Genomic DNA, 25,909 nt, shown 5'->3' with positions numbered 1-25,909 from the left:
TAACAATAAAACGGCATCACAAGGATGATGCCGTTTTATTCTTGAATGTAGCGTTTATATAAAGCTTGTGTGCCGCTGTTTTCCTCCCCGGCTTTCGCCAGTTCTTCATACATTGATTTTGCCAGCGCCAGCCCTGGCAGCTGCAAATTCATTTTTTCTGCTTCTTCTAATGCAATTTTCATATCTTTAATAAAATGCTTCACATAAAAACCTGGCTTGAAATCACCGGAAAGCATGCGAGGGGCTAAATTGCTCAGCGACCAGCTCCCCGCCGCTCCCTGGGAGATGCTTTCTAACACTTTCAATGGATCCAATCCTGAACGCTTCGCATAGGCAAGCGCTTCGCAAACGCCGATCATGTTGGATGCGATCGCAATTTGGTTGCACATTTTTGTGTGCTGGCCAGCTCCTGCTTTCCCTTGATGAATAATGTTCGTTCCCAATCTTTCTAAAATCGGCTTGCACGCCGAAAACACTTCTTCATCCCCGCCAACCATAATCGTCAATGTTCCTTGTCTCGCGCCAATATCGCCGCCGGAAACCGGGGCGTCAAGCGCGTAAATATTTCTTTTTTTCGCTTCTTGATAAATTTTTTCCGCAAGCGTCGGGGTAGAAGTGGTCATATCAATGACATAGCTTCCTTCTTTCGCATTCGCCAAAATTCCTTCGTCACCAAAATATACTTCTTCGACATCTTGCGGATATCCAACCATCGTAATCACCACGTCGGCTTCTTTGGCAAGCTCCGCAACCGTTTCTTTCCAAACCGCTCCTTCTTCGATAAGATCATTGGCTTTCTCTTTCGTCCGGGTGTAAACGAGCAACGGATATCCCGCTTTTAATAAATGGCGTGCCATGCTTTTTCCCATTACGCCGAGCCCGATAAAACCGATCGTTTTCATTTTGCATTCCCCTCTCTGCGCGTTCACAAAAAATACTCCTTGGAAGAAAACCAAGGGAGTCGCTCTTCTTTAATTTCTTAAATTGCTTTCACCATTCCTCCGTCCACAATCAGCGATTGGCCGGTAATATATGAATTTGCCTCGGAAAGAAGGAAGGTAACCACATTAGCAAATTCTTCCGGTGTGCCATAACGGCCGAGAGGAATCGCACTTTTCATTCGCGCTTCCATTTCCTCTTTGGAAATCCCCAATTTTTCAGCATTGATTTTGTCTAAAAAGGCAACCCGCTCTGTCGCAATTCGACCTGGCGCTACCGTATTAATTAAAATATTGTACGGTGCGAATTCTACAGCTAATGTTTTGGTTAAACCGACGATGCCAGTGCGGAACGTATTGGATAAAAGCAAGCCTGGAATCGGTTCCTTAATGGAAGAAGAAGCGATATTGACAATTTTCCCGCCCTTTTTCTTCAAGTATGGGAGCACTTCGCGAATCATACGGATATAGCTGAGTAGATTCAATTCAAACGCATGATACCAGTCTTCGTCGCTGATCGTTTCAAACGTTCCCGCCGGAGGACCACCGGCGTTGTTCACTAATAAATCAATGGTTCCATAAGTGTCTACCGTTTTCTGCACGAGACTGCGGATCTCTTCCGCTTTTGTGATATCGGCTTGAACATGAGACACTTGTCCTTTATGTAAATCACGCAATTCTTTTTCTACTTGCTGCAGTTTTTCTTCGTTCCGGCTGGTAATCATCACGTTTGCCCCTTCGAGCACAAGCTGGCGGGCAATGGCTTTCCCAAGGCCTTGACTGGATGCGACAACAAGTGCAGTTTTTCCTGATAAGCCCAACTCCATAGTATTTCCCCCTCGTCATACATGTTTTTATTTAAAGTTATTCGCTGCATTTTATTGCTTTTCCTTCTTTCTTTTATAAATGAAAAGAGAGGCGCGAAAGTTTGTCCTTTCTTCGCCACAAAAAATCCCCTCCCAAGCAGACGCCTAAGAACATCATATCAGATGTTCTCTTTTTTCGCTGTAGAACGGTAGGGGATAATACCATACAAATCTCTTGATCTATCTTAAGAAGTGATACGCTGATATGCGCCACTTTTTTAAAAAAGAAGGAATGGCTTCCATGCAGCGTTTTGGATGTATAAAAAATCCTGTCCTGTCCATACTGATGGGTAGTCTACTATTTGATCTACAGAAAAAGGAGAGGTTGGAATGGATAACCGTACAAAAGATAAGGAAGCAGCTGCTTATGATGAAAGATTAAAAGGGACGTTTGTAGGCGTTTTTATTATTGGAGCTTTCATCTTACTGTTATGGCTCGTTGTTTTTTATCTCTATATCACTAAAGTTTAGAAGTGAGGGGAAACAGTATGCTGCATATGCCTAAATACGAAAAGATCTGGCTGGCCGTCGGAACAGGAGCTTTGATCGTTTTTCTCCTTGTCACAGGAATCATGGCTGTCTCGATGGGGCTTCATCCGCCTAACGGCATGAAAATGAAAATGGAACCGGAAAACGTGGAAACGGCTGCTCCATTTAACAGTCCCGGACTGAAAAAAATCGGTCCGAACGAATACAGGGCGACGATCATCTCCTACACATTCGGCTATAATCCTAATACCATTACTGTTCCTAAAGGGGCTACAGTCCATTTTCAGATCACAAGCAAGGATGTTGTCCACGGCTTCATGATACCAGGCACAACCACCAACTTGATGCTCATACCGGGACATGTTGCGGAATATACACAGACATTCAACGAGCCGGGAGAGTTTCTGTTTGTGTGCCATGAGTATTGCGGAATCGGCCATCAGGCGATGTACGGAAGAGTCATTGTGAAAGACACAGTGTAAGGAAGGGGAATGAAACATGAGTACGAACGATACTATCGCTGAAACTGGCGGACGTAACAACGCTTTTACCGATTTCCGATTTGAAAAGAAAGATTCCAATCTAATTTTAGCGCATATTGGATTTTCTTTTTTCGCTGTTTTTCTTGGTGCGATTGCCGGATTGCTGCAGGTCACGCAACGGAGCGGCTGGATTCAATTACCGAATTGGCTGAACTATTATCAATTGCTCACAGCACATGGCGTGCTTCTTGCACTAGTTTTTACAACGTTTTTCATTATTGGTTATCTATATTCAGGGGTTGCGCGCACACTTGACGGCAAACTTACGCCTGCCGCAAGGATACTCGGCTGGATCGGATTTTACTTGATGGCTGTCGGAACCGTTATGGCCACAATTACTATTCTAACGAATGATAGCACAGTGCTGTATACGTTTTATGCACCAATGAAAGCCTCACCGTGGTTTTACATAGGTACTGCACTGCTGATCGTGGGAAGCTGGTTCGGTGCTTTCGGAATCTTTGCAACATACATTCGCTGGCGCAAGAATCATAAAAATCAATCCTCTCCGTTATTCGCTTATATGGCTGTGGCTACGTTGATTTTATGGCTTCACGCCAGTTTGTTTGTCGCCATTGAAGTAGTCTTCCAGCTTATTCCGTGGTCATTCGGCATCGTTGATCGGGTGAATGTCAGCTTGAGCCGGACATTGTTCTGGTATTTTGGTCATGCACTCGTTTATTTCTGGCTTCTGCCAGCTTATATTTATTGGTATGTCAACATTCCGCAGGTCGTTGGCGGTAAAATTTTCAGCAACTCGCTTCCAAGGCTGACCTTTATCTTGTTTATTTTATTCTCAGTTCCAGTCGGCTTCCATCACCAATTGAACGAACCGGGAATTGGATCATTCTGGAAATTTCTTCAGGTCATTTTGACGATGATGGTTGTCATCCCGTCCTTGATGACGGCATTCGCAATTTTAGCCACATTTGAACTGGCTGGAAGGTCCCGCGGCGGAAAAGGACTGTTCGGATGGGTGAAAAAACTGCCATGGAAGGATGCCCGCTTTTTCACTGCCGTCATGGGCATGATCATCTTCATACCGGCCGGGGCCGGCGGCATCATTAATGCGAGTTACCAGCTGAACCAGATGGTGCATAATACGTGGTTTGTCACAGGCCATTTCCATCTGACAATCGCATCTACAGTATTATTGACATTCTTTGCTATTTCCTACTGGCTGATTCCAGTCTTAACCGGACGGGTTTTCACGAAGCAATTGAACAGGCTTGCCATCATCCAGGCAGTCCTGTGGGCAATCGGCATGTTCTTGATGGCGGTGATTATGCATATTGTCGGGCTCCTTGGCGCACCTCGGCGCACCAGTTACTCCACTTACGGTGGACATGAACTTGCTGTTACATGGCTTTCTTATAACCAGGTAATCGCTGCAGGAGGCGTCATCCTGTTTGTAGCCATCTTACTGGTACTGTATATCTGGTTCAATTTGTTGTTCTTGGCACCGAAATCCGAAAAAACAATCGAATATCCGATTGGCGTTGTCAACGAACAGGCGGAACATCCACCACGAATTCTGGAAAGATGGTCATTCTGGATCGGTGTCTCCATCGCCCTTTCCGTAATAGCGTACGCTATTCCGATCTATCAGATCTTGATGCACCACTCACCTGGATCACTTCCGTACCGGACCTGGTAAAAAATATGGTGTCGCATAACCTGATTTCGGTCAAAAGAGAGTGTCCCAAAAGTGATCGCTTTGGGGACACCCTTACTTTTGAGTCAGCCTCTTCTTTCTCCATCCATTATGGAACGAAATTGTTTCATTTCTTCGTCTACATTCACTTTCGCTACATGAAATGGATTTTCTTGATTGGCTAGCTGCAACGGGTCTATATCGCTTCGCACTCCTAATGTATCCCCCTCTGTCGCGAGTGCATCGTTTATGATTCCCTCTCGCTCCCCATCGAAATGAAAATTATGAGGATGATCGTTTCTTCCGCGCTCTGGCATGTTATCCCTCCTTTTCTGTCTATTTTTCCTTCAAACCAAACGAATCATTCCTTTTCACAGTGGCGCTTTGTTTTCCATAAAACAAAAAAAGAGGCGACCCCAAAAAACGATTTTTTGGAGTCTGCCTCCTTTTCATCAGCTTTCTAATAGAAGGTCTTCTGGATTTTCGATTAAGTCTTTTACCGTTTTTAAGAAGCCTACTGCTTCTTTCCCGTCAATGATTCGATGGTCATACGATAACGCCACATACATCATTGGACGGTTCTCGATTCGTTCTTCGTCAATCGCGACCGGACGAAGCTTGATCGAATGCATGCCTAAAATACCAACTTGCGGTCCGTTAAGAAGCGGAGTAGAGAAGAGCGAACCAAATACCCCGCCGTTTGTTATTGTAAACGTTCCGCCTTGCAAATCGCTTAGCGATAGTTTATTGTTGCGCGCTTTTGCCGCCAAGTCAGCAATATCTCTTTCGATTTCGGCAAAGTTTTTCCGGTCGCAGTCGCGCACCACCGGAACGACTAAGCCCTCATCGGTAGAAACGGCGACACCAATATCATAGTATTTTTTCAAAATAATTTCGTCGCCTTGAATTTCCGCATTCACATAAGGGTATTTTTTCAGCGCCGCTACCGCCGCTTTGACGAAGAAGGACATAAATCCGAGACGGACGTCGTGTTCTTCAAAAAATTTATCTTTTTTCCGTTTGCGCAGTTCGATGACAGCCGACATATCAATTTCATTGAACGTTGTCAACATCGCCGTAGATTGTGTCACTTCTAGTAAGCGTTTAGCAATTGTCTGACGGCGGCGCGACATTTTCTCACGGACGACCGGTTTGCCGTCATCTTGTTTGAATGCCGCTGGAGACGGCTGTTGAACCGGCGGGGTCAATGCGGCCGGCTGCGCTTGCGGCTGAACTTGCTGCTGGGCAAAGGACTCGACATCTTGTTTGCGAACGCGTCCTAGCGGATCGACCGTAGGAACTTGTGTTAAATCGATGCCTTTTTCGCGTGCGATTTTCCGCGCCGCCGGCGAAGCAATCGGACGCTGCGCCGGCTGATTGCCCGCCATGACTGGCTGTTCTTGTTTTTCTTCCGTTTTTACCGCTGTTTCTTTTGTTTCTTGCACCGCCTCCGGCGCCGCTTGGCTTGCTGCTTCTTGTACAGCCTGTCCTTCGCCAATGACAGCGATTGCTTGCCCTACGGCAACCGTGTCCCCTTCATTCGCTAAAACTTGCTGCAATACTCCAGATTCTTCCGCCATAATTTCGACGTTCACTTTATCCGTTTCCAACTCGCAGATTGATTCGCCTTTTTCGACGTAGTCACCAGGTTTTTTCAACCATTGCGCAATGGTTCCTTCTGTGATAGACTCTGCTAATTCTGGAACTTTGACTTCAGCCACGTTGATGCCCTCCTCAAATCTTGCGTTATTGTTCTTTTTTCGTTAATGCACAGCGAATAATGCGTTCTTGCTCTTTCCGGTGAACAACAGGATCGCCTTCTGCCGGGCTTGCCCGTCTGCGTCGGCCGATATAGCTGACGTCCACTCCCTCCGGCGCGATTTCCCGCAGTCTTGGCTCCATATAACACCAGCTTCCCATGTTTTTTGGTTCTTCTTGCACCCAGACGATTTCTTTGACATTTGGATAACGGACGAAAATCGCCTGCAGCTCTTCTTTCGGGAATGGATATAATTCTTCGACGCGTACGACGTGGAGCCAATCAAGCCCTTCCATTTTATTGATTTGCTCCGCTAAATCAATCATCAGTTTTCCAGTACCTAAAATAATTCTCTCGACTTTTTCATGGTCTTTGCCAAGCCCTGTTTGTTCAAGGACCGGACGGAACTGACCGTTTGTAAACTCTTCCGCCTCCGACGCCGCCAACGGGTGGCGCAGCAAGCTTTTTGGCGTCATCAGCACTAACGGACGGACTTCTTCCCTTTGCAAAATGCTTGCTTGCCGGCGCAAAATATGGAAATATTGAGCGGCAGTTGACAAGTTAGCTACCGTCCAGTTATTTTCCGCTGCTAATTGTAAAAACCGTTCTAAACGGCCGCTTGAATGTTCTGGTCCTTGCCCTTCATAACCGTGCGGCAGCAACATGACGAGACCGGATTTTTGTCCCCATTTCGCGCGTCCGGACGAAATAAACTGATCGAACATCACTTGCGCCATATTGGCAAAATCGCCAAACTGCGCTTCCCACAGTACAAGCGTTTCCGGAGCAAAGACGTTATAGCCGTATTCATATCCAAGCACAGCCGCTTCTGTCAACGGGCTGTTGTAGACGACAAAGGAAGCTTTCGCATCGCTAATGTGGTGCAGCGGAACAAACTCTTTGCCCGTTTTCGTATCATGAAGCACAAGATGACGCTGAGCGAACGTACCGCGCTGCGAATCCTGCCCAGTGAGGCGGATCGGCACGCCGTCCCGTAAAATCGTTGCAAAAGCAAGAATTTCCGCGTGCGCCCAGTCCACTTTCCCGTTGCCGTCAAACACGCCGTCACGCCGCTTTAAGATGCGCTCTAACTTATTAAACACGTGAAAATCAGCAGGGAACTGCAACAATTCTTTGTTTAGCCGCTGCAATATATCTTTTTCCACAGACGTTTTGACAACCGGCAATTTGCTTGCAACCGGTTTCGGCGGATCCATAATAAAATCGAGCTTTGACTCATCTTTTGGAACTTTTTCATACGCAATTTTCAGTCTTTCCGCCACTTCCTGTTCCATTTCTTCTACCGCTTCTTTTGTAACAATGCCTTTTTCGATGAGTTTTTGCGCATAAAGCTGACGAACGGTTGGATGCTGCTGAATGATGCTGTACATCGTCGGGTTTGTCGCCATCGGTTCATCCATTTCGTTATGGCCGAAACGGCGATAGCCAATTAAATCAATGACAAAATCTTTTTTGAAGCGCTGCCGGTAAGCAAAAGCAAGGTTTGCCACCGCCAAGCAGGCTTCCGGATCATCGGCGTTCACATGCACAATCGGCACTTCAAATCCTTTGGCAATATCGGACGCATACTTGGTCGAACGGGAATCATGGCTTTCTGTCGTGAAACCGATCATATTATTGGCAATAATATGAACCGATCCGCCCGTCTGATATCCTTGCAATTGACTCAAATTTAATGTTTCCGCCACAATTCCTTGCCCAGGGAATGCCGCGTCTCCGTGAATCATAATGGCAAACGACGAATCTGTATCTTGAGACGGCATGCCAGGGTTTGTACGATTTTCCTGAGCCGCGCGCGTAAAGCCTAACACGACCGGGTTGACGACTTCCAAATGGCTTGGGTTGTTTGCTAACGTAATTCTCATCGTATGTTCATTTTTATTGCGCAGACGGCGGGCCGCCCCTAAGTGGTATTTCACATCCCCCGTCCAGCCGTATGTGATAGCTACCGATCCTTCCGAAGGAATAAAATCTTTGCTTTCCGCGTGCTGGAATTCGGCAAAAATCATTTCATACGGTTTGCCAAGGACATGGGCAAGCACATTTAAACGGCCGCGGTGCGCCATGCCAATATTCACTGCTTTTACTTCTTTTTCAATCGATTGGCGAACGAGTTCGTCCAATAGCGGCACCATGGCATCTAAGCCTTCAATCGAAAACCGTTTTTGCCCGACAAATGTGCGATGAATAAATTTTTCAAATCCTTCCACTTCCGTGAGGCGGCGGAGCAATGCCACCCTTTCTTCGTTTACTAAGCTTGGATAATATGCCCCCGACTCAATTTGTTGAATCAGCCAGTTTCTTTCTTCTAAATTATGTACTTGCGAAAATTCAAACGCAATTTTATCTGTATATACTTTCCGCAAATGATTAATGGCATCCAATCCATTTTTCACATGCGCAGGCGCATGCGGACAAATAAACGCGACAGGAATTTGTTTTAAATCTTCCTCGGTCAAATCAAATTCGCTTAATTCGATGCGGCGTATTCCTTTATTTCGCTTGTCTAATGGATTTATATCGGCTGCTAAATGTCCGTAATGGCGGATATTGTCCGCTAGTTTGACAGCAGCGACGAGTTTGCTAAATACCGTTGGATTTTCCGGAAGGCGGAACGTCTGATGCGTTTTAGCGATCTCCTCGCTTGACGCAAACGGTTCTGCTTCCGTTGTCGGGGCTCCCCATTGTTCAAATAATTGCCGCAACTCGGGATCAACAGCGTCTGGATTCTCGAGATACTGCTCATACATTTCCATCACGTACCCGAGGTTTGGGCCATAAAATTGGCTCCATGGTTCTGCACAGTTCATCGTTTGCTTTGCCATTACGAAAAACCTCCAACTAATTTTCGTTCATTTGGGATCGTTTTGCGCCCCCGTGCCCATCAAGAAAAATGCGGACGGGATCTGCTTGTTCTCCTATCATTGTTCCCAAATAAACAAGGAAATAACTTTATAAACGTTTTCAATGTATATTTTAGCACTATCACTCATTAAAATCGATGATTAAGCATAAAAATCTCCAATAGTCTATTTTTTTTGAAAAATAAAAAAACGCGGCAACGATAGAGTGCCACGCAAACAATCAACGAAGAACATAGCAACGTTGATAAGATGATTATATTTTAAATCTTTCTACAAGTTGTTGCAGTTCCCGGCTCATCTCGCTTAATTTTTCTGCCGATTCCGTCACCGTCCCTAACGCCTGCAGCTGGTCATCGGCAGATGCCGCTACTTCTTCCGCCGCTGCGGCGGACTGCTGGGCAATGGCAGAAATATTTTGCATCGCTCTGATAACGTCATCTTTGCCTTCGTTCATCCGCTTCGCTTCCTCTGTAATCTCGGCAATCGCTGTTGTTAACTCTTCCATCATCGTAACGATCTTGACAAATGAATCACCTGTTGTATGAACGGCTTGCTGCTGCTGCTCGTACATGTCTTTCGAATGATTCACCGCCTGCATCGCCAAGCTCACTTGCTGCTGAATCATTGCGATCGTTTGGCGAATCAGCTCGGTTGCTCTTGCGGACTGCTCGGCTAATTTGCGCACCTCTTCTGCGACGACGGCAAATCCTTTTCCATGTTCCCCCGCCCGAGCCGCTTCAATGCTCGCGTTTAAGGCAAGCAAATTCGTCTGTCCGGAAATGGCGGTAATCGTTTGAATCACCCCATCAATTTCTTCCATCTTTTTGACTAAATCATTCATTACTTCTTCCACGGCAACCAATTCTTTTTTCGCCTCATCCGACTTTGACTGCAGCACATTTAAATTTTCGAGGCCATCATAACTAGCCGCTTTCGTTTCATTCGACAATGTTTGCATATTTGCCGTCGACTGTGTTACCGTTTCGATTTGTGCGGACAACGCCGAGATCCGTTCATTGATCGTATCTAAATCGTTCGCTTGCTCCGTCGTTCCTTTGGCAATATCGTTAATGGCGCTGGCCACTTGTTCGCTTGTCGCCATCGTTTCCTCAGAAACGGAACTAAGATGGTCAGCGGAGGCGGCGAGCTCGTCTACCGATTCATTGACTTGCTGAATAAGCGCGCGCATTTGCGCAATCATATGATTGAAATGATCGGCCAACTGGCCTATTTCGTCTTTTGATTTTACGCGCACATGCACCGTTAAATCGCCTTCTGCGACTTTTTCGGTTTGGTGCTGAAGTGCAATGACCGGTTTCGAAATCGAACGGGCGAGAAAATAAATAACGACAATCGCGATCAATAATGCGACCACGGTGATGATAAACATTTTCATAGCAAGGGAATTGCTCATCGCCAATAAATCTTTTTCTTTATATACGGTGCCGACTTTCCATCCGAGTTCAGGAATCGTGGTGAAATACATCACCCGCTTTTCGCTTCCGGATGTATATGTATAAAAGCCGCTTTTATTCCTTAACATATATTGGACCGCCGCGTTTTTCGCCATATTTTTTCCCTTATATTGCGGATGAACGATCGCGACTCCCTTGCTGTCAAACAGCACAGGGTACCCATGGTAGCCAACCTCGCTATTGTTGACAATTCTCGTCACTGTATCCAGCGTCATGTCAATCCCGAGCACAGCGTTGACGCGGCCGTTTTCTGTTACCGCTTTCGCCAATGTCACGATATTTTTTCCCGTTATCGCATCGATGTATGGTTCGGTCCAAACGACTCGATCCGGATTTTCTTCCGCTTTTTTATACCATGGACGCGAAGTCGGGTCATAGCCGTCAGGCAACTGCGCTGCCGGCGTCGTATACATTTTTTTCTCGGCCGTGCCAATGTAAGCAAGTTGAATATTTTCGTGGATTTTTAAAAACGTGCGAAACTGCCGGTTAAGCAGCGGCCAAGCATCTTCCTTTTTGATCATTTCCTCGACGATAGGCGATTCGCTAAACTGAAGCAAGCTATTTTCCTCGCTTTGAAAACTGTCGCGAATATCGCCTAGCACCCCGTTTAAAATGGATTGTGCGCGTTTTTCGACGTCCTGGCGGATCTGTTTTTTTGCTTCGACCACCCCGACGATCTGAATAGCGACCAGAGAAACAATCATTAGCAATGCCATTAAGATGGTCAACTTTGTCCGCAATGTTTTAAATACCACTTTGTTTCTCCCCTTTTTTGTCTTTTTGTCGAACTTTGTCTTCATTATATAAAGGACTATCGTCATACGTCTATAGGAGCAGCTTCTTATTCAACGCATGAAACACGGGCAAAAACGAGACAATAAGAAAGGAATCTTTAACGGACAGGCAGGTGAGAAACGATATGGGGCTATCGAACGAGATGGATATATTTTTGATATCGAATATAGCGTCATCCAGCAAAAAGGGGCACTGCATGTATACCGCGACGGGGTGCTGATGGATGAAGTAACATTCCGTTTCACCGGAGAAAAACCGGACGAACAGCAAATCGAATCATTAATTGATCATTATATCAATCAACATAGCGGCTAAACTGCTGTATAAACAGCAGTTTTTTTCTTGCTGATTTTACCACCATTCTTATATGATGGAAATAATGATACATTGATAGGCAGGGGGAATGAAGATGTATTGGAAAGAACTTTATGTTTTTGATGGCGATGTCCCGCATAAAGCGATTATTCGCAACTATACGAAAAAGGATTTCCCGCAATTAATCCGCGTCCAGCAAGAAAGTTTTCCGCCGCCGTTTCCGTCCGAACTATGGTGGAATGAAGAGCAGCTTGCCAATCATGTTTCTCTTTTTCCTGAAGGGGCACTTTGCGTGGAAGTGGACGGACGCGTTGTCGGGTCGATGACCGGCCTGCTTGTCGATTTTGACCCAAACCATCCTGCGCACACATGGGAAGAAATTACAGACGGCGGCTATATCCGCAATCACCGTCCTGATGGAAACACGTTATATGTTGTCGATATTTGCGTTTCCCCGCCTTACCGAAAACTAGGTCTTGGAAAATGGCTCATGCAATCGATGTATGAAGTGGTCGTCCGCTTGAATGTCGACCGTCTCCTCGGCGGGGGGAGAATGCCGGGCTATCACCGCCATGCCGAGCATCTATCGGCAACGCAATATCTCGAAAAAGTATTAAAAGGAGAGCTGAAAGATCCTGTTATCACCTTTTTATTGCGATGCGGCCGCACCCCTCTTCAAGTCATCGAAAATTATTTAGAAGACGAAGAGTCTCTCAATTATGCTGTGCTTATGGAATGGCGAAACCCGTTTAAACGCTATTTGTAAAAAATTAATAGTTTATCAGAGAAGGGTTTCATTGCGAACGGCGCGAATAAGAAGGGAGAGGATAACTGAAAGGAACGACTGGTGATGAAGCCCATTTCCTATAACGATCCATTGGCTCCCTTGCTTATTCGCAACTATCTTTTTTCGCTGCTTCCGCCATATGTAGATCATCTCGTTGTGATATGCATCGGCAGCAACCGCATTAACGGAGACAGTTTAGGTCCATTTGTCGGAACACTGTTAGCCAACCTTTACCCGAAACATATGACTGTCATCGGAAACTTGAAACAGCCGGTCGATGCGACGAACATAAAAGAAACGATAAAACAAATCCGCACAACCCCATCAACATATACGATCTCGATCGATAGCGTTGTCGGTGTTTCCGACTATATCCATACGATCGTCATCCGCACCGGAGCACTTGCTCCTGGCTCTGCCCTTGGCAAACAACTTCCCGCTGTCGGCGATATAAGCATCATGGGGGTAATGATGGAAGACTGTGAAGACGTCGGGATGCTTCCATATACGAATTTACATATCGTTTATCAAATGGCAAAAACCATCGCTTTAGGAATTTCTCTTACCGTACGGCAGCGGTTTGGCTACGAATCAACCTCTTCCGTTCTTGCTTAAAAAACTAGCGGTGAAGCAGTCACTTCACCGCTAGTTTTTATTCAATATGGAACGTTTGTTTTACAAACGCCACAACCTCTTCGGCCGTGCTCATCGAGAGGACGGTTTCTTTAAAGCGCGCCGCTTCTTCTTTCGATAATTTTTTCATTTGCGCGCGCGCCCGCAAAATGGAAGTCGCACTCATGCTGAACTCGTCCAATCCTAAACCAAGCAAAATCGGAATGGCGATCGCATCGCCCGCCATTTCTCCGCACATTCCAGCCCATTTTCCTTCTTTATGCGCAGCATCAATGACGTTGCTAATAAGGCGCAAAATTGCTGGATTGTACGGCTGGTAAAGATACGAAACACGTTCGTTCATGCGGTCTGCCGCCATCGTATACTGAATTAAGTCATTAGTGCCGATGCTAAAGAAATCGACTTCTTTAGCAAATTGGTCGGCAAGCACCGCGGCCGCCGGAATTTCCACCATCATGCCGACTTCAATACCGTCAGCCACTGGTACACCCTCACGCTGCAATTTTTCTTTTTCTTCTAAAAGAATTGCCTTCGCTTGGCGAAATTCATCAAGCGTTGCAATCATCGGGAACATAATTTTTAAATTCCCGTATACGCTTGCCCGCAGCAAGGCGCGAAGCTGCGTGCGGAACATATCCTGCATTTCTAGGCAAAGACGGATGGCGCGGAATCCTAAAAACGGGTTCATTTCTTTTGGCAGATCTAAATATGGCAATTCCTTATCACCGCCGATGTCAAGCGTGCGCACGACAACGGGCTTTCCTTCCATTCGTTCCAGCACCGTTTTATACGCTTCAAACTGTTCTTCCTCTGTCGGCAGCTCGGAACGGCCCATGTACAAAAATTCCGTACGGTACAGTCCGATTCCTTCCGCCCCGTTTTCCAGTACCCCTTTCACATCATCCGGCGTACCAATATTTGCGGCAAGTTCGACATGATGGCCGTCGCTTGTCACTGTTTTTTCATGCACAAGTTTTGCCCATTCTGCCTTTTGCGCTTCATAGCGGGTACGTTTTTCTTCATATTGTGCGAGCACATCTTCCGATGGATTTACAACAACTTGTCCATCCAATCCATCGATAATCACGATATCGCCATTTTTCACTTCCGCTGTTACTTGTTTCGTGCCGACAACAGCCGGGATCTCCATTGATCTTGCCATAATGGCGGAATGGGATGTACGTCCTCCAATATCGGTTGCAAACCCTTTAACATATTGGCGATTTAATTGAGCTGTATCGGATGGAGTTAAATCTTCGGCAATAATCACAACTTCTTCAGCAATCAAGCTTGGATTCGAAATCGTCACCCCAAGCAGATGGGCAAGCACGCGTTTTGTGACATCGCGGATGTCAGCGGCGCGTTCTTTCATATACTCATTATCCATCGCTTCAAACATGGAAATGAACATCGCCGCTGTTTCATCCAACGCGTATTCCGCGTTCACTTGTTCTGTCTCAATTTTTTCTTTGATTGGATTTAATAATTCTGGATCATTTAGTACAAGCAGGTGCGCAGCAAAAATCGCAGCTTTATCTTCCCCTAATTGTTGCAAAGCATGTTGTTTGATGATTTCTAGCTCTTCTTTTGCTTTCGCCACTGCTGCTTCAAAACGTGCAACTTCTGCCTGCGGATCGGAAACAACTTTTTTCTCTACAACGAATTCAGGGGTTTCTAAGCGGTATGCCTTCGCAATGGCGATACCGCTCGATGCAGCAATTCCTTGAATTGTTTTTGTCATTACTGTGCAAGACCTTCTTTAGATAATGTTTCCGTTAACGCCGCCATCGCTTCTGCTGCATCTGCCCCTTCTACAGTAATTTTAATTTCAGCGCCTTTTGGAATGCCTAAAGACATAACACCCATAATCGATTTTAAGTTTACCGTTTTGCCGTTATACTCTAAATGAATGTCACTGTTGAATCTGCTCGCTGTTTGAACAAGAATCGTTGCCGGACGAGCGTGAATTCCCGATTCTGAAGTTACTTTAAACACTTTTTCAGCCATTGTCGTCATTCCCCTTTTCCTTATATTTTTTCTTTGTCATCATACCAAATAATATTGTCTTTCTTCAAATGAAGAACAACGAAATTTGTCGAAGAAAATTCGCACCGTTAACCGATTTCAGCGATGCGGTCTTCTCCTTTTGTGACCGCTCCCTGTTTCGTTACACGAATCGCTTCTTGCGCCTGCAAATTCGTGAAAATAATTGGCGTTACAATCGAAGGAGCATTGTTTTTCACGTATTCTAAGTCCACCTTTAAAATAGGCTGGCCTTTTTTCACTTCATCGCCTTGTTTCACCAGCGCTTCGAAACCTTGGCCGTTCAGCTTGACGGTGTCAATTCCAACGTGGATTAAAATTTCATGACCTGCGGCCGATTCGATGCCAATTGCGTGCTTTGTCGGGAATACATTGATAATTTTTCCGTCAACCGGAGAAACGACAGTTCCGTCTGTCGGCATAATGGCAAAGCCATCGCCCATCATTTTTTGTGAAAAAACTTGGTCTGGCACTTCCGAAAGCGGAACGACTTCCCCTGTCAGCGGCGATGCGATCGTTTCCGCTTTTGCGGCGTCTTTTGTCTCCTCCGCTGCCGCCGGCTCTTCTTTTGTCCGCTCTGGAACTTTTCCTTCCATAATATCTTTAATTTGTCCTTTTAATATATCGGATTTTGGTCCGAAAATCGCTTGTACATTGTTTCCAACTTCCAAAACGCCCGCTGCGCCTAACGCTTTTAAGCGGTCTTTATCGACTTGTTTAATATCATTGACAGAGACGCGCAAACGGGTGATGCAGGCGTCTAAATGGGAAATATTTTCCTTGCCGCCAAGCGCCGCCAGCACTTCGTATGGAAGGTCGTTCGCTTCTGCTTTCACCGTCGGCGCTTCTTCTGTCACTTTTTCACGTCCTGGTGTTGCTAAATCCCATTTGCGGATCGCAAAGCGGAATCCGAAGTAATAGATGACCGCAAATACTAATCCGACCGGAATGACAAGCCACCATGCCGTTCGGTTTGGCAATACTCCGAATAACAGGAAGTCAATAACCCCGCCAGAGAAAGTCATGCCAATTTTTACGTTTAACAGATGCATAGTCATAAAAGATAATCCTGCAAAAATCGTATGGATCGCAAATAACGCTGGTGCAACGAATAAGAAGGAGAATTCAATTGGTTCTGTAATCCCTGTCAAAAACGATGTTAAAGCGGCTGACCCCATAATACCAGCTACCACTTTTTTGTTTTCCGGACGCGCTTCATGATAAATCGCCAGCGCCGCTGCTGGAAGTCCGAACATCATGAATGGGAATTTTCCGGTCATAAACGTTCCTGCAGTTAATGGCACTCCATCTTTTAATTGCTCGAAAAAGATTTTTTGGTCACCGTGTACTGCTTGTCCAGCTTTATTCACGTATTCGCCAAATTCAAACCAGAATGGCGCATAGAAAATATGATGCAATCCAAACGGAATTAACGCACGCTCAATAACCCCGAAAATAAATGCAGCTAATGCCTTATTCGCATCAATCATATTATGGGAAAACGCATTTAAACCATGTTGAACCGGTGGCCATACCCATGTCATCACGATTCCAAGCAATACCGCAGATGCTGCTGTAATAATTGGCACAAAACGTTTTCCGGCAAAAAAGCCAAGATACTGTGGCAACTCAATGTTGAAATATTTATTATACATATAAGCAGCTAATATACCGACAATAATACCGCCGAATACACCAGTTTGTAATGTCGGAATTCCTAATATATTGGCAAATGCAGGATTGTCACCGACCATATCTGGCGTAACACCTAATATCACACTCATGGTGATATTCATAATTAAATAACCAATAATGGCAGCAAGCCCGGCAACCCCGTCACCGCCGGCTAATCCAATCGCTACCCCAACCGCAAAAAGGAGCGACAAGTTCGAAAACACAATTCCGCCTGCCTGTTCCATGACATTAGAAACAAGCACGACCCAATCTGCTTTTAACGCAGGAATTTTATCCGTTAAAGCCGGATTTTTTAAGGCATTGCCAAATGCAAGCAAAATTCCTGCCGCCGGTAAAATCGCTACTGGCAACATAAGCGCTTTACCGACTTTTTGCAACGTACCAAATGCTCTTTTCATTTTAATGCCCTCCTTTTTCTCTGTGTATAAGTTTTGCAACAAACGTTATGTTCATGTACGATAAACAAGAAATTGTTTTTGCGGTTTTCTCGAAAAAAGAATACGTCAGATGTCAGACTTATTGACGACATATAAACAAAAACGAAAGGCATGAGCAAAGAATGACAAAAATAGAACGCTTACAACAAGAGGAATAATAGATCCCCTTGCTTGTTCTACTTTGCCTTCTTTACTCATGCCTGATCGAATCAGTAACACGTAAAGCGAGACAATTTATTCTATTGTTTCTGCTTCCTTCGTTGCAAGTCTTTGTAGATGCATTGTCAAATATACCGCTTCTGCGTCGTCTACTGGCATTTGTAACGTTTGTTGCATCACTTTTATTAATTTCCAAGCAGTATTATAGCATAGCGGATATGCTTCTTTCAAGATTTTCGACAATTTTTTTGGTTCTTCGACTTTTTCCCCTTTTTTGATTCGTTCAATCGCGTAGCGCAAATGGCGGACAAAGCGCAAATAATGAATGCTGTTACGATCAATCGTTATATTTAGCTGTTGTTCAACAAGTTGAACAAGCTTGGCAATCAATTGGGAATGCTGATTGACCTCAGAAAGGCTTTGCTTGGAAATCGCGCTATGAATATGGAGTGCGATAAATCCAGCTTCCCCTTCCGGCAGCTCGACTTCTAATTTTCGGTTAATCATGTCGACAACTTCACAGGCAATTTCATATTCTAGTGGATATAAGCTTTTCGTTTCTACTAAAAAAGGATTTTTTAAATCGAGCCCTTGTTCCAACCGTTTTAGTGTGAATGAAATGTGATCGGTCAGCGCAACATGAATATGCTCGTTTAACGGAACATTTAGCCGCTGTTTAATGTGCTGGATCACTTCATTCATTAGCCCGATAAATTCTTCATCAAGCTCCGGCAGCAATTTCTTATATCGTTCTTGTTCCCGCTCATTTTTTAAAATGAACCATTTTTCAACGGCACTCTGCTCAATATAATCCCCTTTTTTCTTTCCGAACCCAATCCCTTTTCCGAGCAATACCACTTCATCGTACATTGGATGTGAAGCAATTAACACATTATTATTTAACACTTTTTCCACTCGAAAGGACTCTGTCACAAAGCCCCACTCCCTTAATAAAACGTTTGCAATATTATCATCTTACGCAACGATCTATCAATCGTCAATGAATTAAATATGGATTTTTTCTTAACAACGAAATGTGGCGTATATTTCGCGCTCCTTTTTCTCCCCTCTAGAATGAAAAGCATGTTACAGCAAAGGAAATGCAATTCGCACTTTAATGGAGCATCTTCGCGTGCAGCCTAATGAAATTGCTTGTTTCGGCGATGCGTTTAACGATGTTCCAATGTTTCGTCTAACCCCTTATAGCTTTGCCATGTCTCATGCTCATCCTGATGTAAAAAAAGAATCACGATATGTGATAAATTCCGTAAGTGAAGGGTTACACATTATTCTTAAAAACATTCCTACACCAAATATGATGCAATAAGAGCTGGCTGAGTAAGAAATGCCAGCTCTTTTTTTCATGTTTTTCTCCATACAGATTCATACTATGAGTGGGCGTGCAAACAGGGGGGGTTACCATGCCATATATTATGGTAGAAGATGGCGTTCGTCTCTACTACGAAGAGATGGGGAGCGGCACACCGCTTTTATTCATTCATCCGCCTGGAATGGGGCATATCGTTTTCCGCCATCAACAATCTTTATCGAATCACTTCCGCGTCATTATGTACGATATGCGCGGTAACGGGAAAAGCAGCCCGTCGAATCGTCTAATTACGATTCCGCTGCTAGCTGATGATATTTACTGCTTGCTCAATACACTTCACGTAAAACAAGCGATTATTTGCGCCTATTCTAACGGTGGATCCATTGCGTTAGAGTTTGCCTTACGCTATCCTCATAAAGTAAAAATGCTCATTTTAATTGGCGGATTCTCTGAAGTATGCACTGCTTTGCTGCGTTATGAATTTTTGCTTGGCATTTATGCGGCAAAAATCGGTGCTGTTTCTTTACTTGCGAACGTATTAGCCAAATCGCATGAAAAAAATAAAAAAGAACAACAGGAACTAAAACAATATGTACGATTAGTCAATAAAAAAGATTTAGTAAACATGTACGAAAAAGGATTAGCCTATTCCTGTACGGAGCGTCTGAGATTGTTACGTATGCCAATCCTTCTTATTTATGGCGCCCGCGATTACTATATGCATCCATATGAGAAGCTGATCAAGAAAAATGTACCTCATGCGAAAATAATCTATATTGAAAACGCACGCCATCAAATTCCAACTAAACATCACTGTGAATTAAATGGAATTTTGAAGACATATTGTATAACGTAAGATGGAAGAAAGGAGGAAAAAACAATGTCTAAAAAAGGGCGACAAAATAAAGTAAGCCAGGAAGTAGCCAACCCGACCGTTTCTAAAGCAGAAGCAGAAATGGCAAAAGATAGTATTGATACGGCAAAACAAGCGAAAAAAAATCGTTCGTGAAAAGAACAAAGGAGGCGCGATCCTCATTCGCCTCCTTCGTTTTTGTTACGCCACCCGTGTGGCAACTTGCTTTCGTTTGAAAATCACCTTTAATAACGGAGGTGTAACAATTGTTGTTACAAGCACTACCACGACAAGAACAGCAAACAAATTAGGCGGCAACAGCTTTGTCTCCAATCCGATTCCGGCAATAATTAACGCTACTTCACCACGGGAAACCATTCCGGCTCCGACAGCAAGCGCGCTATTCCAGGAAAACCCAGCCATTTTTGCTCCCAACGCGGCGCCGACCAGTTTCGTCAATACGGCTAATACGCTTAATCCGAGCAGAAGCCAAATATGCTCAAACACGCCGGAAAATTCGACGGCCACCCCGATGGAAGTAAAAAAGACGGGTACAAAAATGGCATAACCAATCGTTTCGACTTTTTCAAACACTTCTTGCCTATAATCGGTAAAACTGACAGCTAATCCAGCGATATACGAACCGATAATCGCCGCCACTCCTGTGACTTCCGCAAAATAGGCAAACGCAAAGCAGACAATTAAGCCAGCAGAAATAACCGATTCCGTCACACGTAACGGGGCAAACATCCGCAGCACAAGCGGCACGGCTTTCCATGCCAATAAAATAGCGACGGCAAAGAATGCAACTTTTTTCAAAATGACCGCACCGAGATGAACATCGCCGCCGGTCAAGCTCATTAAAAATGCAAGCGCGATGATGACGAGAATATCGTCAATGACTGCCGCCCCTAAAATTGCCGATCCTTCCTTCGATTTCAGCTGATCCATTTCCTTCAATGCCTGCACCGAAATGCTGACGCTTGTCGCCGACAGCAACAGACCGAGAAATACTGCCTTTTCAACCGATAACCCCATTCCCACTCCAGCTGCATATCCAAGGATGAGCGGAACAATGATGCCAAGGACGCCGACATATGCCGCCGCTTTTCCTGTACGCCTGAACTGCTCCATATCTGTTTCTAATCCGGCAATAAACATTAGCAAAATCACACCTATTTGACTGAGCTCCTTTAAAATTTCCGTGTCTTCCACAATCCCGAGTACGCTTGGCCCGAGCACGATGCCGATCAGCAATTTGCCAAGCACGGCCGGCTGGCCGCACCGCACGGCAAGATCCCCCGCGATTTTCGTGGCAAATAAAATCGCTGCTAATTGAGCAATTAACATTACGCACTCTCCTTTGCATATGATTGTCCCCATTAAACTACGTTTAGCATGCGCAAATGGTTTCAACTTCATAAAAAAAAGGAAAACGCCTAGCCCGTTTTCCTGTGAAAACAACATCTCCCTTATGCCCCCTATTACCGTTGATTCATGATTTCCAGCTTCGAACCCATGAATGAAGCTTTGTCAATACATTCGGCAATTTCTCAAGCGGCACCGGAGGACTGAAATAATATCCTTGCATCTCATCGCAGCCTTTTTCCGCTAAAAGACGAACTTGATCTTCCGTTTCGACGCCTTCAGCCGTAACGCTTAAGTTTAAACGATGGGCAAGGGAAATAATCGCTTCAACGATTTCCGCTCCTTTTTCGTTTTTATGAAAATCCCTTATAAAAGATCGATCTATTTTTACCGCATCGATCGGAAATCGGTTTAAATAATTTAACGAAGAGTAGTTAACGCCAAAATCATCAATCGCAATGGTAATTCCTTGATCTTTTAACGACTGTAAAATACAAATGACTTCATTTGGCTCTTTCATAATCGTTGTTTCCGTAATTTCGAACATAAACGAGGATGGCGGAACATTCGCGTTAGCGAAGATATTGGCCACTGTCGTTTTTAAAGAACTATCAATAAATTGCCGCGCTGATAAATTGACAGCGATTTTCAACGTCGAAAATCCGCTGCTATGCAGCCATTTATAATCTTGGCATGACTGTTGCAGCACCCATTTTCCAATTTCCTCAATGACACTTGTTTCCTCGGCAATTGGAATAAACTCCGCCGGACTCACCATTCCAAGCTGTGGATGCTTCCAGCGAATGAGCGCTTCTACACTGATGGCGCCTGTGTGAAGATTTACCTTTGGTTGATAATAAAGAGAAAATTCGTTATTCCCCACTGCTGTTTTCAAGTCATTTTCCAAGCGGATTCGTTTGACAAAAATGTCCCGCAACTTTGATTCATATTCGACAACCCGGTTGATGCCATTTGTTTTTGCATAATACACTGCTTTACCCGCATTATTTAGCAGCCCCTCAGCGGAATGATTGGCATCGCACGCATAGCTTACGCCAATATGCACCGTAACATTCAGCTTTTCCCCAGCGATGAAATACGGTTCATTTAAAGATCGATCAAGCGTTGTCAGCAGCCATTCTGCTTCTTCTTTTTTTTCATACCTATAAACCGCCACAAATTCATCATCGCCGACTCTTGCTAAAAACATTTGTTCAGACTGCAGTTTTTTCAACCGCCGCGCCACTTCCTTTAACAGCTGATCGCCATTTTCATGACCGAGAAAATCGTTAATAAACTGAAAACGATGAATATCAATTAACAGCAAAACGATATTGTCGACATGAAGCAACAAGTCGTTTAATATTTCTCTTAAATAACTTCGGTTCGGAAGCTCGGTCAATGGATCATATTGTGCCATAAATTTAATTTTTCTCTCTTTCTTTTTTTGTTCTGTCAAATCGCGGATAATGAGAAACTGCGCGTTTTGACCGTGGTAATCAATTGTTGTCTCTTTCACCGTAACTTCCTTTTCCGCCCCAGATAATGAAGTTAGTAACCATTCATTCGTCTGCTCGTTATATGGTGTTAAGAAATCACTTACCCTTTTGCCTTTTACACAATCCATTCCCGTTGCTTCTAACATTGTCAGCCCGGCCGTATTCATATAACGCACGATTCCATCTACTTGGATCATGATAGGATCAGGCAAAAATTCAATCACTTTCCGATATAATTCTTCACTCCGACGCTGTTGTTTTTGTACATGGATAACATCGGTAATATCCCGAAGCAGTGACAATCCCGCCACCACCGTACCATCTTTTCTAAAAACCGGAGTAATATTGGCAAAAACGTAGGCACGTTTCCCGTCTTTTCGGCGCAGCGATAAACGAACGGACTTTAGGCTTTGACCAATGCTAAGCATTTGCAGACTTTTCAGCAACTGGACACGATATTTTGGTAAAAAATGAACTATATTCTTTGTCATCACCTCGTTTTCACTCCAGCCGAACAGACGTTCAACTTCCTTATTGATCCGCAATAGTCTCCCAGTCAAATCAAACATGACGATCGCATCATGTGACTGCTCAAGAAGCAAATGGAATAGCTGGTGAATTTCCGCAAACTGTTGTTCGCGAGTAATTTGTTCCGTAATATCGCGGGTAAAACAGATCATGTAAGGAATCGTTCCGTCATCTTTCACGATCGGAACAATCATCGATTCGGCCATCCGTGGTTCACCTTTTACATTCATTTGATCGCGGTATGTAACGACTTCCCTAGTCGCTAATGCCTTTTTGTATTGTTTGTTTAAATGATCGGCAATTTCCTGCGGATAAACGTCCTCAATGCATTTTCCGATATCTTGTTCCGTTAAATTCGCTAAAGGAAGCGCGTCCTCGCTCACACGAACATAGCGGAATCTTGGCCCTTCCTCTACTTTCATTAAAAAAACAATATCAAATAATCTGTTCATGATCGTAAACAATAGCTGCTCATCGATGATGATATCATGAAGAAAACGATTGTCATTCATTTGGTTCATTCCTTTATGCGATAAAAATTAACAGTATTTTTGCGTATCGACACTGCCTCATGAAGACGGAGTGTTATTCCTTCGTCCTAAATGTGCCGTTCAATTATTTTTTCGGTCAAAAAGTCTGTATCGTTAATACGCTTTTTTACCTAAATTTTTTAGGGCAAGCAGTCAATAAACATGGAAAAGTTAAGAAATTATTCCTAAAGGATCTCCGAGTAAAAAAATTGACAACAGTAAAAGTTAAATGTATGTTGATAACAAGTCCTTTTTGTTACAAAATATTTTACAACCAGACAGCAAAATGGAGGCAGTAAAAATGATCAGCACGGCTACTACATCGGGAAAAGATTTTTTTGCCGTTATTAACGAACGGAAATCTGTGCGGAAATATGATCCTAACGTTTCCATTAGCAAAGAAGAGCTGCGCGATATCATTGAGATAGCGGGAAAAGCACCGTCAGCGTGGAATTTGCAACATTGGCATTTTGTCGTTATTCACGGAAAAGCAGCGCAACAGCGCCTATATCCAATCGCCTACCATCAGCAGCAAATTCTCGACGCCTCTGCTGTAATTGCGGTGTTAGGCGACTTAGAAGCAAATCAAAACACGGACGCAGTATATGATCCATTAGTGCAACAAGGACAAATGTCGAAAGAAACAAAGGAACAGATTGCTCGACAAATTGAAATGGCATATACCGATAAGCAGTATGTTCGTGACGCGGCATACCTTAACGCTGCGCTTGCCGCCATGCAACTGATGCTGGCCGCGACGGCAAAAGGATGGGCAACATGCTCGATCGGCGGTTTTGACGTCAACCAATTTAAACAGGCGTTTCATATTTCCGACCGCTATATTCCAATTATGCTTATTACGATTGGAAAAAGCATTGCCCCTGCGCACCGTACAACGCGGCTGCCAGTTGAGGCCATCACAACATGGGTGGAACAATGATCGTGCTAGTAAAAAAGATGACCTACAAAAAATAGGTCATCTTTTTTCGTAAATCGGAAAAGCTAAATGAACCGTTGTACCTTTGCCGATTTCACTTTCGATTTCCAACGTTCCTTTATGTTCCTGAACAATTTTCATGCTGGTGGTAAGTCCAAGCCCCATTCCTTTTTCTTTTAGTGTAAAAAACGGTTCACCAATTTTTTGCAGCCGTTCTTTCGAAATGCCGACACCAGTATCAGAAATGGTGATATGAATGACTTTCTCTTCCTTCCATACGCGTAAACGAATATCTCCTCCATTTGGCATTGCTTCAATCGCATTTTTCATGATATTGATAAACACTTGGATAATTTGATTCTGATCACCATACATGCACGCTTTTGGCACATTGTTATGCACGGAAATAGAAACGTTGTTCAATGTGGCCTCATGCCCGATTAAATTAATGACATATCCGATCACATCGCTAAGAAAAAATGGCTTATAGTCATGGCTTTGCGGCTTCGCTAACACTAACAGCTCGCTGACAATTTGATTAATCCGCTCCAACTCGCTCAATATAATATTCAAATAGGTTTCGTTTATTTCTCGAGTTTCCTGCATGACTTGAATAAATCCTTTCATAGAGGTCAACGGATTGCGAATTTCATGGGCGATTCCCGCGGCAAGTTCACCTAATACAGACAGCTTTTCTTTTTTTAATAACAACGATTCTGCTAACTTTTGCTGCGTAATATCACGTCCGATCGTCAACAGCCCTTTTTTGGCTCCGTTTTCTTCAAAAAGCGGCACTTTGATGACATCGAAAGTTTTAATCTCGCCGCTAGCGGTTTGAAACGACTCTTCACAACGGGTCAGTTTTCCTTTTTCCCATGCTTTTTGATCGGATTCGATGCATTGTTCAAACGCCTCTTTAAAGAACGGCACCAGCTCGCCAAGTTCACGGTCCGTTTTTCCTTTATACTCCACGTTTTCTAAGCAGTAAAGCCACCGTCCAAAATCGTTGACGCGCAGCCAGCGTCCTTCGCTATCTTTAAAACAAACAAAGTCTGGCATTGAGTTAATTAACGTGGAAAGCTGCTGTTCATTTTCCATTACCTTTTCCAGCTGTTCACGTTTCTTTAACAGCTGATAAAGGAAAATAACGGAAATGAGAATAAAAACAGCTCCTTTTGCCGTGCTAATGATGATATACAAATCATGACTAATATGAGAGAAGTGAAGAATTCCGTCTGTTACAATCAACCAACAAATGCTAAATATTGAATAAATTGCAATAATTTTTGATTTTGCGAGCACTGTATCATCGAACTCCTAACTTGCAGAATGGTAATCAATATTGGAATAGGGAAAAAGCGGCGAAGCTAAAAAGCGCCCCACCGCCTGCTC

General features: G+C 44.1%; 22 protein-coding genes and 1 pseudogene. 10 read left to right on the top strand and 13 right to left on the bottom strand.

From position 1 onward, the window contains the following. Positions 1–35: 35 nt before the first annotated feature. Positions 36–902, bottom strand: coding sequence for an NAD(P)-dependent oxidoreductase (locus tag AC1WMD_RS02090; protein WP_043903937.1), 867 nt, complete (start codon positions 900–902; stop codon positions 36–38). Between the two features lie 77 nt (positions 903–979). Next, positions 980–1,765 carry an SDR family oxidoreductase gene (locus tag AC1WMD_RS02085; RefSeq protein ID WP_043903936.1) on the bottom strand — a complete coding sequence of 262 codons (786 nt, stop codon included), beginning with the start codon at positions 1,763–1,765 and terminating at the stop codon, positions 980–982. Positions 1,766–2,134: 369 nt separating this feature from the next. Between AC1WMD_RS02085 and AC1WMD_RS02080 the strand changes: the two genes are divergently transcribed. The 3 genes from AC1WMD_RS02080 to AC1WMD_RS02070 are packed head-to-tail and all read left to right on the top strand — an operon-like array spanning position 2,135 to position 4,492. After that, on the top strand, positions 2,135–2,275 hold the full coding sequence (locus tag AC1WMD_RS02080; protein WP_017434597.1) for a cytochrome c oxidase subunit 2A: 141 nt from the start codon (positions 2,135–2,137) through the stop codon (positions 2,273–2,275). A 17-nt stretch (positions 2,276–2,292) separates the two neighbouring features. Continuing rightward, a complete protein-coding gene (locus tag AC1WMD_RS02075) occupies positions 2,293–2,775 on the top strand; it encodes a cytochrome c oxidase subunit II (RefSeq protein WP_017434596.1) in 483 nt (160 codons plus the stop codon). A 16-nt stretch (positions 2,776–2,791) separates the two neighbouring features. Further along, positions 2,792–4,492 (top strand): b(o/a)3-type cytochrome-c oxidase subunit 1, encoded by a 1,701-nt coding sequence (locus tag AC1WMD_RS02070; RefSeq protein WP_017434595.1) that lies wholly within the window; start codon positions 2,792–2,794, stop codon positions 4,490–4,492. A gap of 83 nt (positions 4,493–4,575) precedes the next feature. Here AC1WMD_RS02070 and AC1WMD_RS02065 read toward each other — a convergent pair whose 3' ends face one another. The 4 genes from AC1WMD_RS02065 to AC1WMD_RS02050 all read right to left on the bottom strand — a co-directional run bounded on the left by AC1WMD_RS02065 (position 4,576) and on the right by AC1WMD_RS02050 (position 11,324). Continuing rightward, positions 4,576–4,806 (bottom strand): hypothetical protein, encoded by a 231-nt coding sequence (locus tag AC1WMD_RS02065; RefSeq protein ID WP_043903934.1) that lies wholly within the window; start codon positions 4,804–4,806, stop codon positions 4,576–4,578. A gap of 135 nt (positions 4,807–4,941) precedes the next feature. Continuing rightward, positions 4,942–6,210: a 2-oxoglutarate dehydrogenase complex dihydrolipoyllysine-residue succinyltransferase gene (gene odhB, locus AC1WMD_RS02060; RefSeq protein WP_494255870.1), complete on the bottom strand. Its 1,269-nt coding sequence runs from the start codon at positions 6,208–6,210 to the stop codon at positions 4,942–4,944. 25 nt (positions 6,211–6,235) lie between these two features. Then, positions 6,236–9,094: a 2-oxoglutarate dehydrogenase E1 component gene (locus tag AC1WMD_RS02055; protein ID WP_043903932.1), complete on the bottom strand. Its 2,859-nt coding sequence runs from the start codon at positions 9,092–9,094 to the stop codon at positions 6,236–6,238. A 292-nt stretch (positions 9,095–9,386) separates the two neighbouring features. Beyond that, the gene (locus AC1WMD_RS02050; protein ID WP_494255967.1) at positions 9,387–11,324 is read right to left on the bottom strand and encodes a methyl-accepting chemotaxis protein; all 1,938 of its coding nucleotides are present in this window, start codon (positions 11,322–11,324) and stop codon (positions 9,387–9,389) included. A gap of 136 nt (positions 11,325–11,460) precedes the next feature. Here AC1WMD_RS02050 and AC1WMD_RS02045 point away from each other — a divergent pair, with 136 nt between their 5' ends. The 3 genes from AC1WMD_RS02045 (at position 11,461) to yyaC (ending at position 13,120) form a co-directional block, all read left to right on the top strand. Beyond that, complete coding sequence (locus AC1WMD_RS02045; protein WP_186003912.1) at positions 11,461–11,718, top strand: YbxH family protein; 258 nt, start codon at positions 11,461–11,463, stop codon at positions 11,716–11,718. A gap of 94 nt (positions 11,719–11,812) precedes the next feature. Next, positions 11,813–12,484 (top strand): GNAT family N-acetyltransferase, encoded by a 672-nt coding sequence (locus AC1WMD_RS02040; RefSeq protein WP_494255869.1) that lies wholly within the window; start codon positions 11,813–11,815, stop codon positions 12,482–12,484. An 84-nt stretch (positions 12,485–12,568) separates the two neighbouring features. Beyond that, positions 12,569–13,120: a spore protease YyaC gene (gene yyaC / locus AC1WMD_RS02035; RefSeq protein WP_494255868.1), complete on the top strand. Its 552-nt coding sequence runs from the start codon at positions 12,569–12,571 to the stop codon at positions 13,118–13,120. Positions 13,121–13,157: 37 nt separating this feature from the next. Here yyaC and ptsP read toward each other — a convergent pair whose 3' ends face one another. The 4 genes from ptsP to glcT form a co-directional block, all read right to left on the bottom strand. After that, positions 13,158–14,879 carry a phosphoenolpyruvate--protein phosphotransferase gene (gene ptsP, locus AC1WMD_RS02030; RefSeq protein WP_043903929.1) on the bottom strand — a complete coding sequence of 574 codons (1,722 nt, stop codon included), beginning with the start codon at positions 14,877–14,879 and terminating at the stop codon, positions 13,158–13,160. After that, on the bottom strand, positions 14,879–15,145 hold the full coding sequence (locus AC1WMD_RS02025; protein WP_043903928.1) for a phosphocarrier protein HPr: 267 nt from the start codon (positions 15,143–15,145) through the stop codon (positions 14,879–14,881). Before AC1WMD_RS02025 ends, ptsP begins: the two co-directional genes overlap by 1 nt. Positions 15,146–15,252: 107 nt before the next feature. Continuing rightward, positions 15,253–17,274 (bottom strand): glucose-specific PTS transporter subunit IIBC, encoded by a 2,022-nt coding sequence (gene ptsG / locus AC1WMD_RS02020; protein ID WP_043903927.1) that lies wholly within the window; start codon positions 17,272–17,274, stop codon positions 15,253–15,255. A gap of 273 nt (positions 17,275–17,547) precedes the next feature. After that, positions 17,548–18,405, bottom strand: a complete 858-nt coding sequence (gene glcT, locus AC1WMD_RS02015) for a glucose PTS transporter transcription antiterminator GlcT (protein ID WP_043903926.1) — start codon at positions 18,403–18,405, stop codon at positions 17,548–17,550. A gap of 157 nt (positions 18,406–18,562) precedes the next feature. Here glcT and AC1WMD_RS02010 point away from each other — a divergent pair. The 3 genes and pseudogenes from AC1WMD_RS02010 to AC1WMD_RS02000 form a co-directional block, all read left to right on the top strand. Further along, a pseudogene (locus AC1WMD_RS02010) lies at positions 18,563–18,799 on the top strand (HAD family hydrolase); the annotation flags it as partial. Between the two features lie 94 nt (positions 18,800–18,893). After that, complete coding sequence (locus tag AC1WMD_RS02005; protein ID WP_494255867.1) at positions 18,894–19,658, top strand: alpha/beta fold hydrolase; 765 nt, start codon at positions 18,894–18,896, stop codon at positions 19,656–19,658. 24 nt (positions 19,659–19,682) lie between these two features. Next, positions 19,683–19,811 carry a hypothetical protein gene (locus AC1WMD_RS02000; RefSeq protein ID WP_008878800.1) on the top strand — a complete coding sequence of 43 codons (129 nt, stop codon included), beginning with the start codon at positions 19,683–19,685 and terminating at the stop codon, positions 19,809–19,811. Between the two features lie 45 nt (positions 19,812–19,856). On the opposite strand, the gene AC1WMD_RS01995 is transcribed toward AC1WMD_RS02000, so the two are convergent. Both AC1WMD_RS01995 and AC1WMD_RS01990 read right to left on the bottom strand, forming a co-directional pair. Continuing rightward, positions 19,857–21,005: a cation:proton antiporter gene (locus AC1WMD_RS01995; RefSeq protein WP_043903923.1), complete on the bottom strand. Its 1,149-nt coding sequence runs from the start codon at positions 21,003–21,005 to the stop codon at positions 19,857–19,859. A 145-nt stretch (positions 21,006–21,150) separates the two neighbouring features. After that, positions 21,151–23,562, bottom strand: coding sequence for a GGDEF domain-containing phosphodiesterase (locus tag AC1WMD_RS01990; RefSeq protein WP_043903922.1), 2,412 nt, complete (start codon positions 23,560–23,562; stop codon positions 21,151–21,153). Positions 23,563–23,881: 319 nt separating this feature from the next. On the opposite strand from AC1WMD_RS01990, the gene AC1WMD_RS01985 reads away from it, so the two are divergent. Then, a complete protein-coding gene (locus AC1WMD_RS01985) occupies positions 23,882–24,520 on the top strand; it encodes a nitroreductase family protein (RefSeq protein ID WP_043903921.1) in 639 nt (212 codons plus the stop codon). Between the two features lie 36 nt (positions 24,521–24,556). Here AC1WMD_RS01985 and AC1WMD_RS01980 read toward each other — a convergent pair whose 3' ends face one another. Continuing rightward, positions 24,557–25,819, bottom strand: a complete 1,263-nt coding sequence (locus AC1WMD_RS01980) for an ATP-binding protein (protein ID WP_043903920.1) — start codon at positions 25,817–25,819, stop codon at positions 24,557–24,559. Between the last annotated feature and the right edge of the window lie 90 nt (positions 25,820–25,909).

This window comes from Parageobacillus sp. NEAU-HV-2, assembly GCF_059115485.1.
Note: the sequence above shows the minus strand (reverse complement) of the source record. Positions and strands in the feature narration are given on the sequence as shown.

Excerpts from the sequence above, each read along its gene's own strand:
- yyaC (WP_494255868.1), top strand. The coding sequence starts at position 12,569 with ATGAAGCCCATTTCCTATAACGATCCATTGGCTCCCTTGCTTATTCGC.
- AC1WMD_RS02025 (WP_043903928.1), bottom strand. The coding sequence starts at position 15,145 with ATGGCTGAAAAAGTGTTTAAAGTAACTTCAGAATCGGGAATTCACGCT.
- AC1WMD_RS02000 (WP_008878800.1), top strand. The coding sequence starts at position 19,683 with ATGTCTAAAAAAGGGCGACAAAATAAAGTAAGCCAGGAAGTAGCCAAC.
- AC1WMD_RS02055 (WP_043903932.1), bottom strand. The coding sequence starts at position 9,094 with ATGGCAAAGCAAACGATGAACTGTGCAGAACCATGGAGCCAATTTTAT.
- ptsP (WP_043903929.1), bottom strand. The coding sequence starts at position 14,879 with ATGACAAAAACAATTCAAGGAATTGCTGCATCGAGCGGTATCGCCATT.
- AC1WMD_RS01995 (WP_043903923.1), bottom strand. The coding sequence starts at position 21,005 with ATGTTAATTGCTCAATTAGCAGCGATTTTATTTGCCACGAAAATCGCG.
- AC1WMD_RS02040 (WP_494255869.1), top strand. The coding sequence starts at position 11,813 with ATGTATTGGAAAGAACTTTATGTTTTTGATGGCGATGTCCCGCATAAA.
- AC1WMD_RS01985 (WP_043903921.1), top strand. The coding sequence starts at position 23,882 with ATGATCAGCACGGCTACTACATCGGGAAAAGATTTTTTTGCCGTTATT.
- AC1WMD_RS02080 (WP_017434597.1), top strand. The coding sequence starts at position 2,135 with ATGGATAACCGTACAAAAGATAAGGAAGCAGCTGCTTATGATGAAAGA.
- AC1WMD_RS02065 (WP_043903934.1), bottom strand. The coding sequence starts at position 4,806 with ATGCCAGAGCGCGGAAGAAACGATCATCCTCATAATTTTCATTTCGAT.
- AC1WMD_RS02075 (WP_017434596.1), top strand. The coding sequence starts at position 2,293 with ATGCTGCATATGCCTAAATACGAAAAGATCTGGCTGGCCGTCGGAACA.
- AC1WMD_RS02005 (WP_494255867.1), top strand. The coding sequence starts at position 18,894 with ATGCCATATATTATGGTAGAAGATGGCGTTCGTCTCTACTACGAAGAG.
- AC1WMD_RS02045 (WP_186003912.1), top strand. The coding sequence starts at position 11,461 with ATGAAACACGGGCAAAAACGAGACAATAAGAAAGGAATCTTTAACGGA.
- AC1WMD_RS02070 (WP_017434595.1), top strand. The coding sequence starts at position 2,792 with ATGAGTACGAACGATACTATCGCTGAAACTGGCGGACGTAACAACGCT.
- AC1WMD_RS02050 (WP_494255967.1), bottom strand. The coding sequence starts at position 11,324 with ATGGCATTGCTAATGATTGTTTCTCTGGTCGCTATTCAGATCGTCGGG.
- ptsG (WP_043903927.1), bottom strand. The coding sequence starts at position 17,274 with ATGAAAAGAGCATTTGGTACGTTGCAAAAAGTCGGTAAAGCGCTTATG.
- AC1WMD_RS02085 (WP_043903936.1), bottom strand. The coding sequence starts at position 1,765 with ATGGAGTTGGGCTTATCAGGAAAAACTGCACTTGTTGTCGCATCCAGT.
- AC1WMD_RS02090 (WP_043903937.1), bottom strand. The coding sequence starts at position 902 with ATGAAAACGATCGGTTTTATCGGGCTCGGCGTAATGGGAAAAAGCATG.
- AC1WMD_RS01990 (WP_043903922.1), bottom strand. The coding sequence starts at position 23,562 with ATGAATGACAATCGTTTTCTTCATGATATCATCATCGATGAGCAGCTA.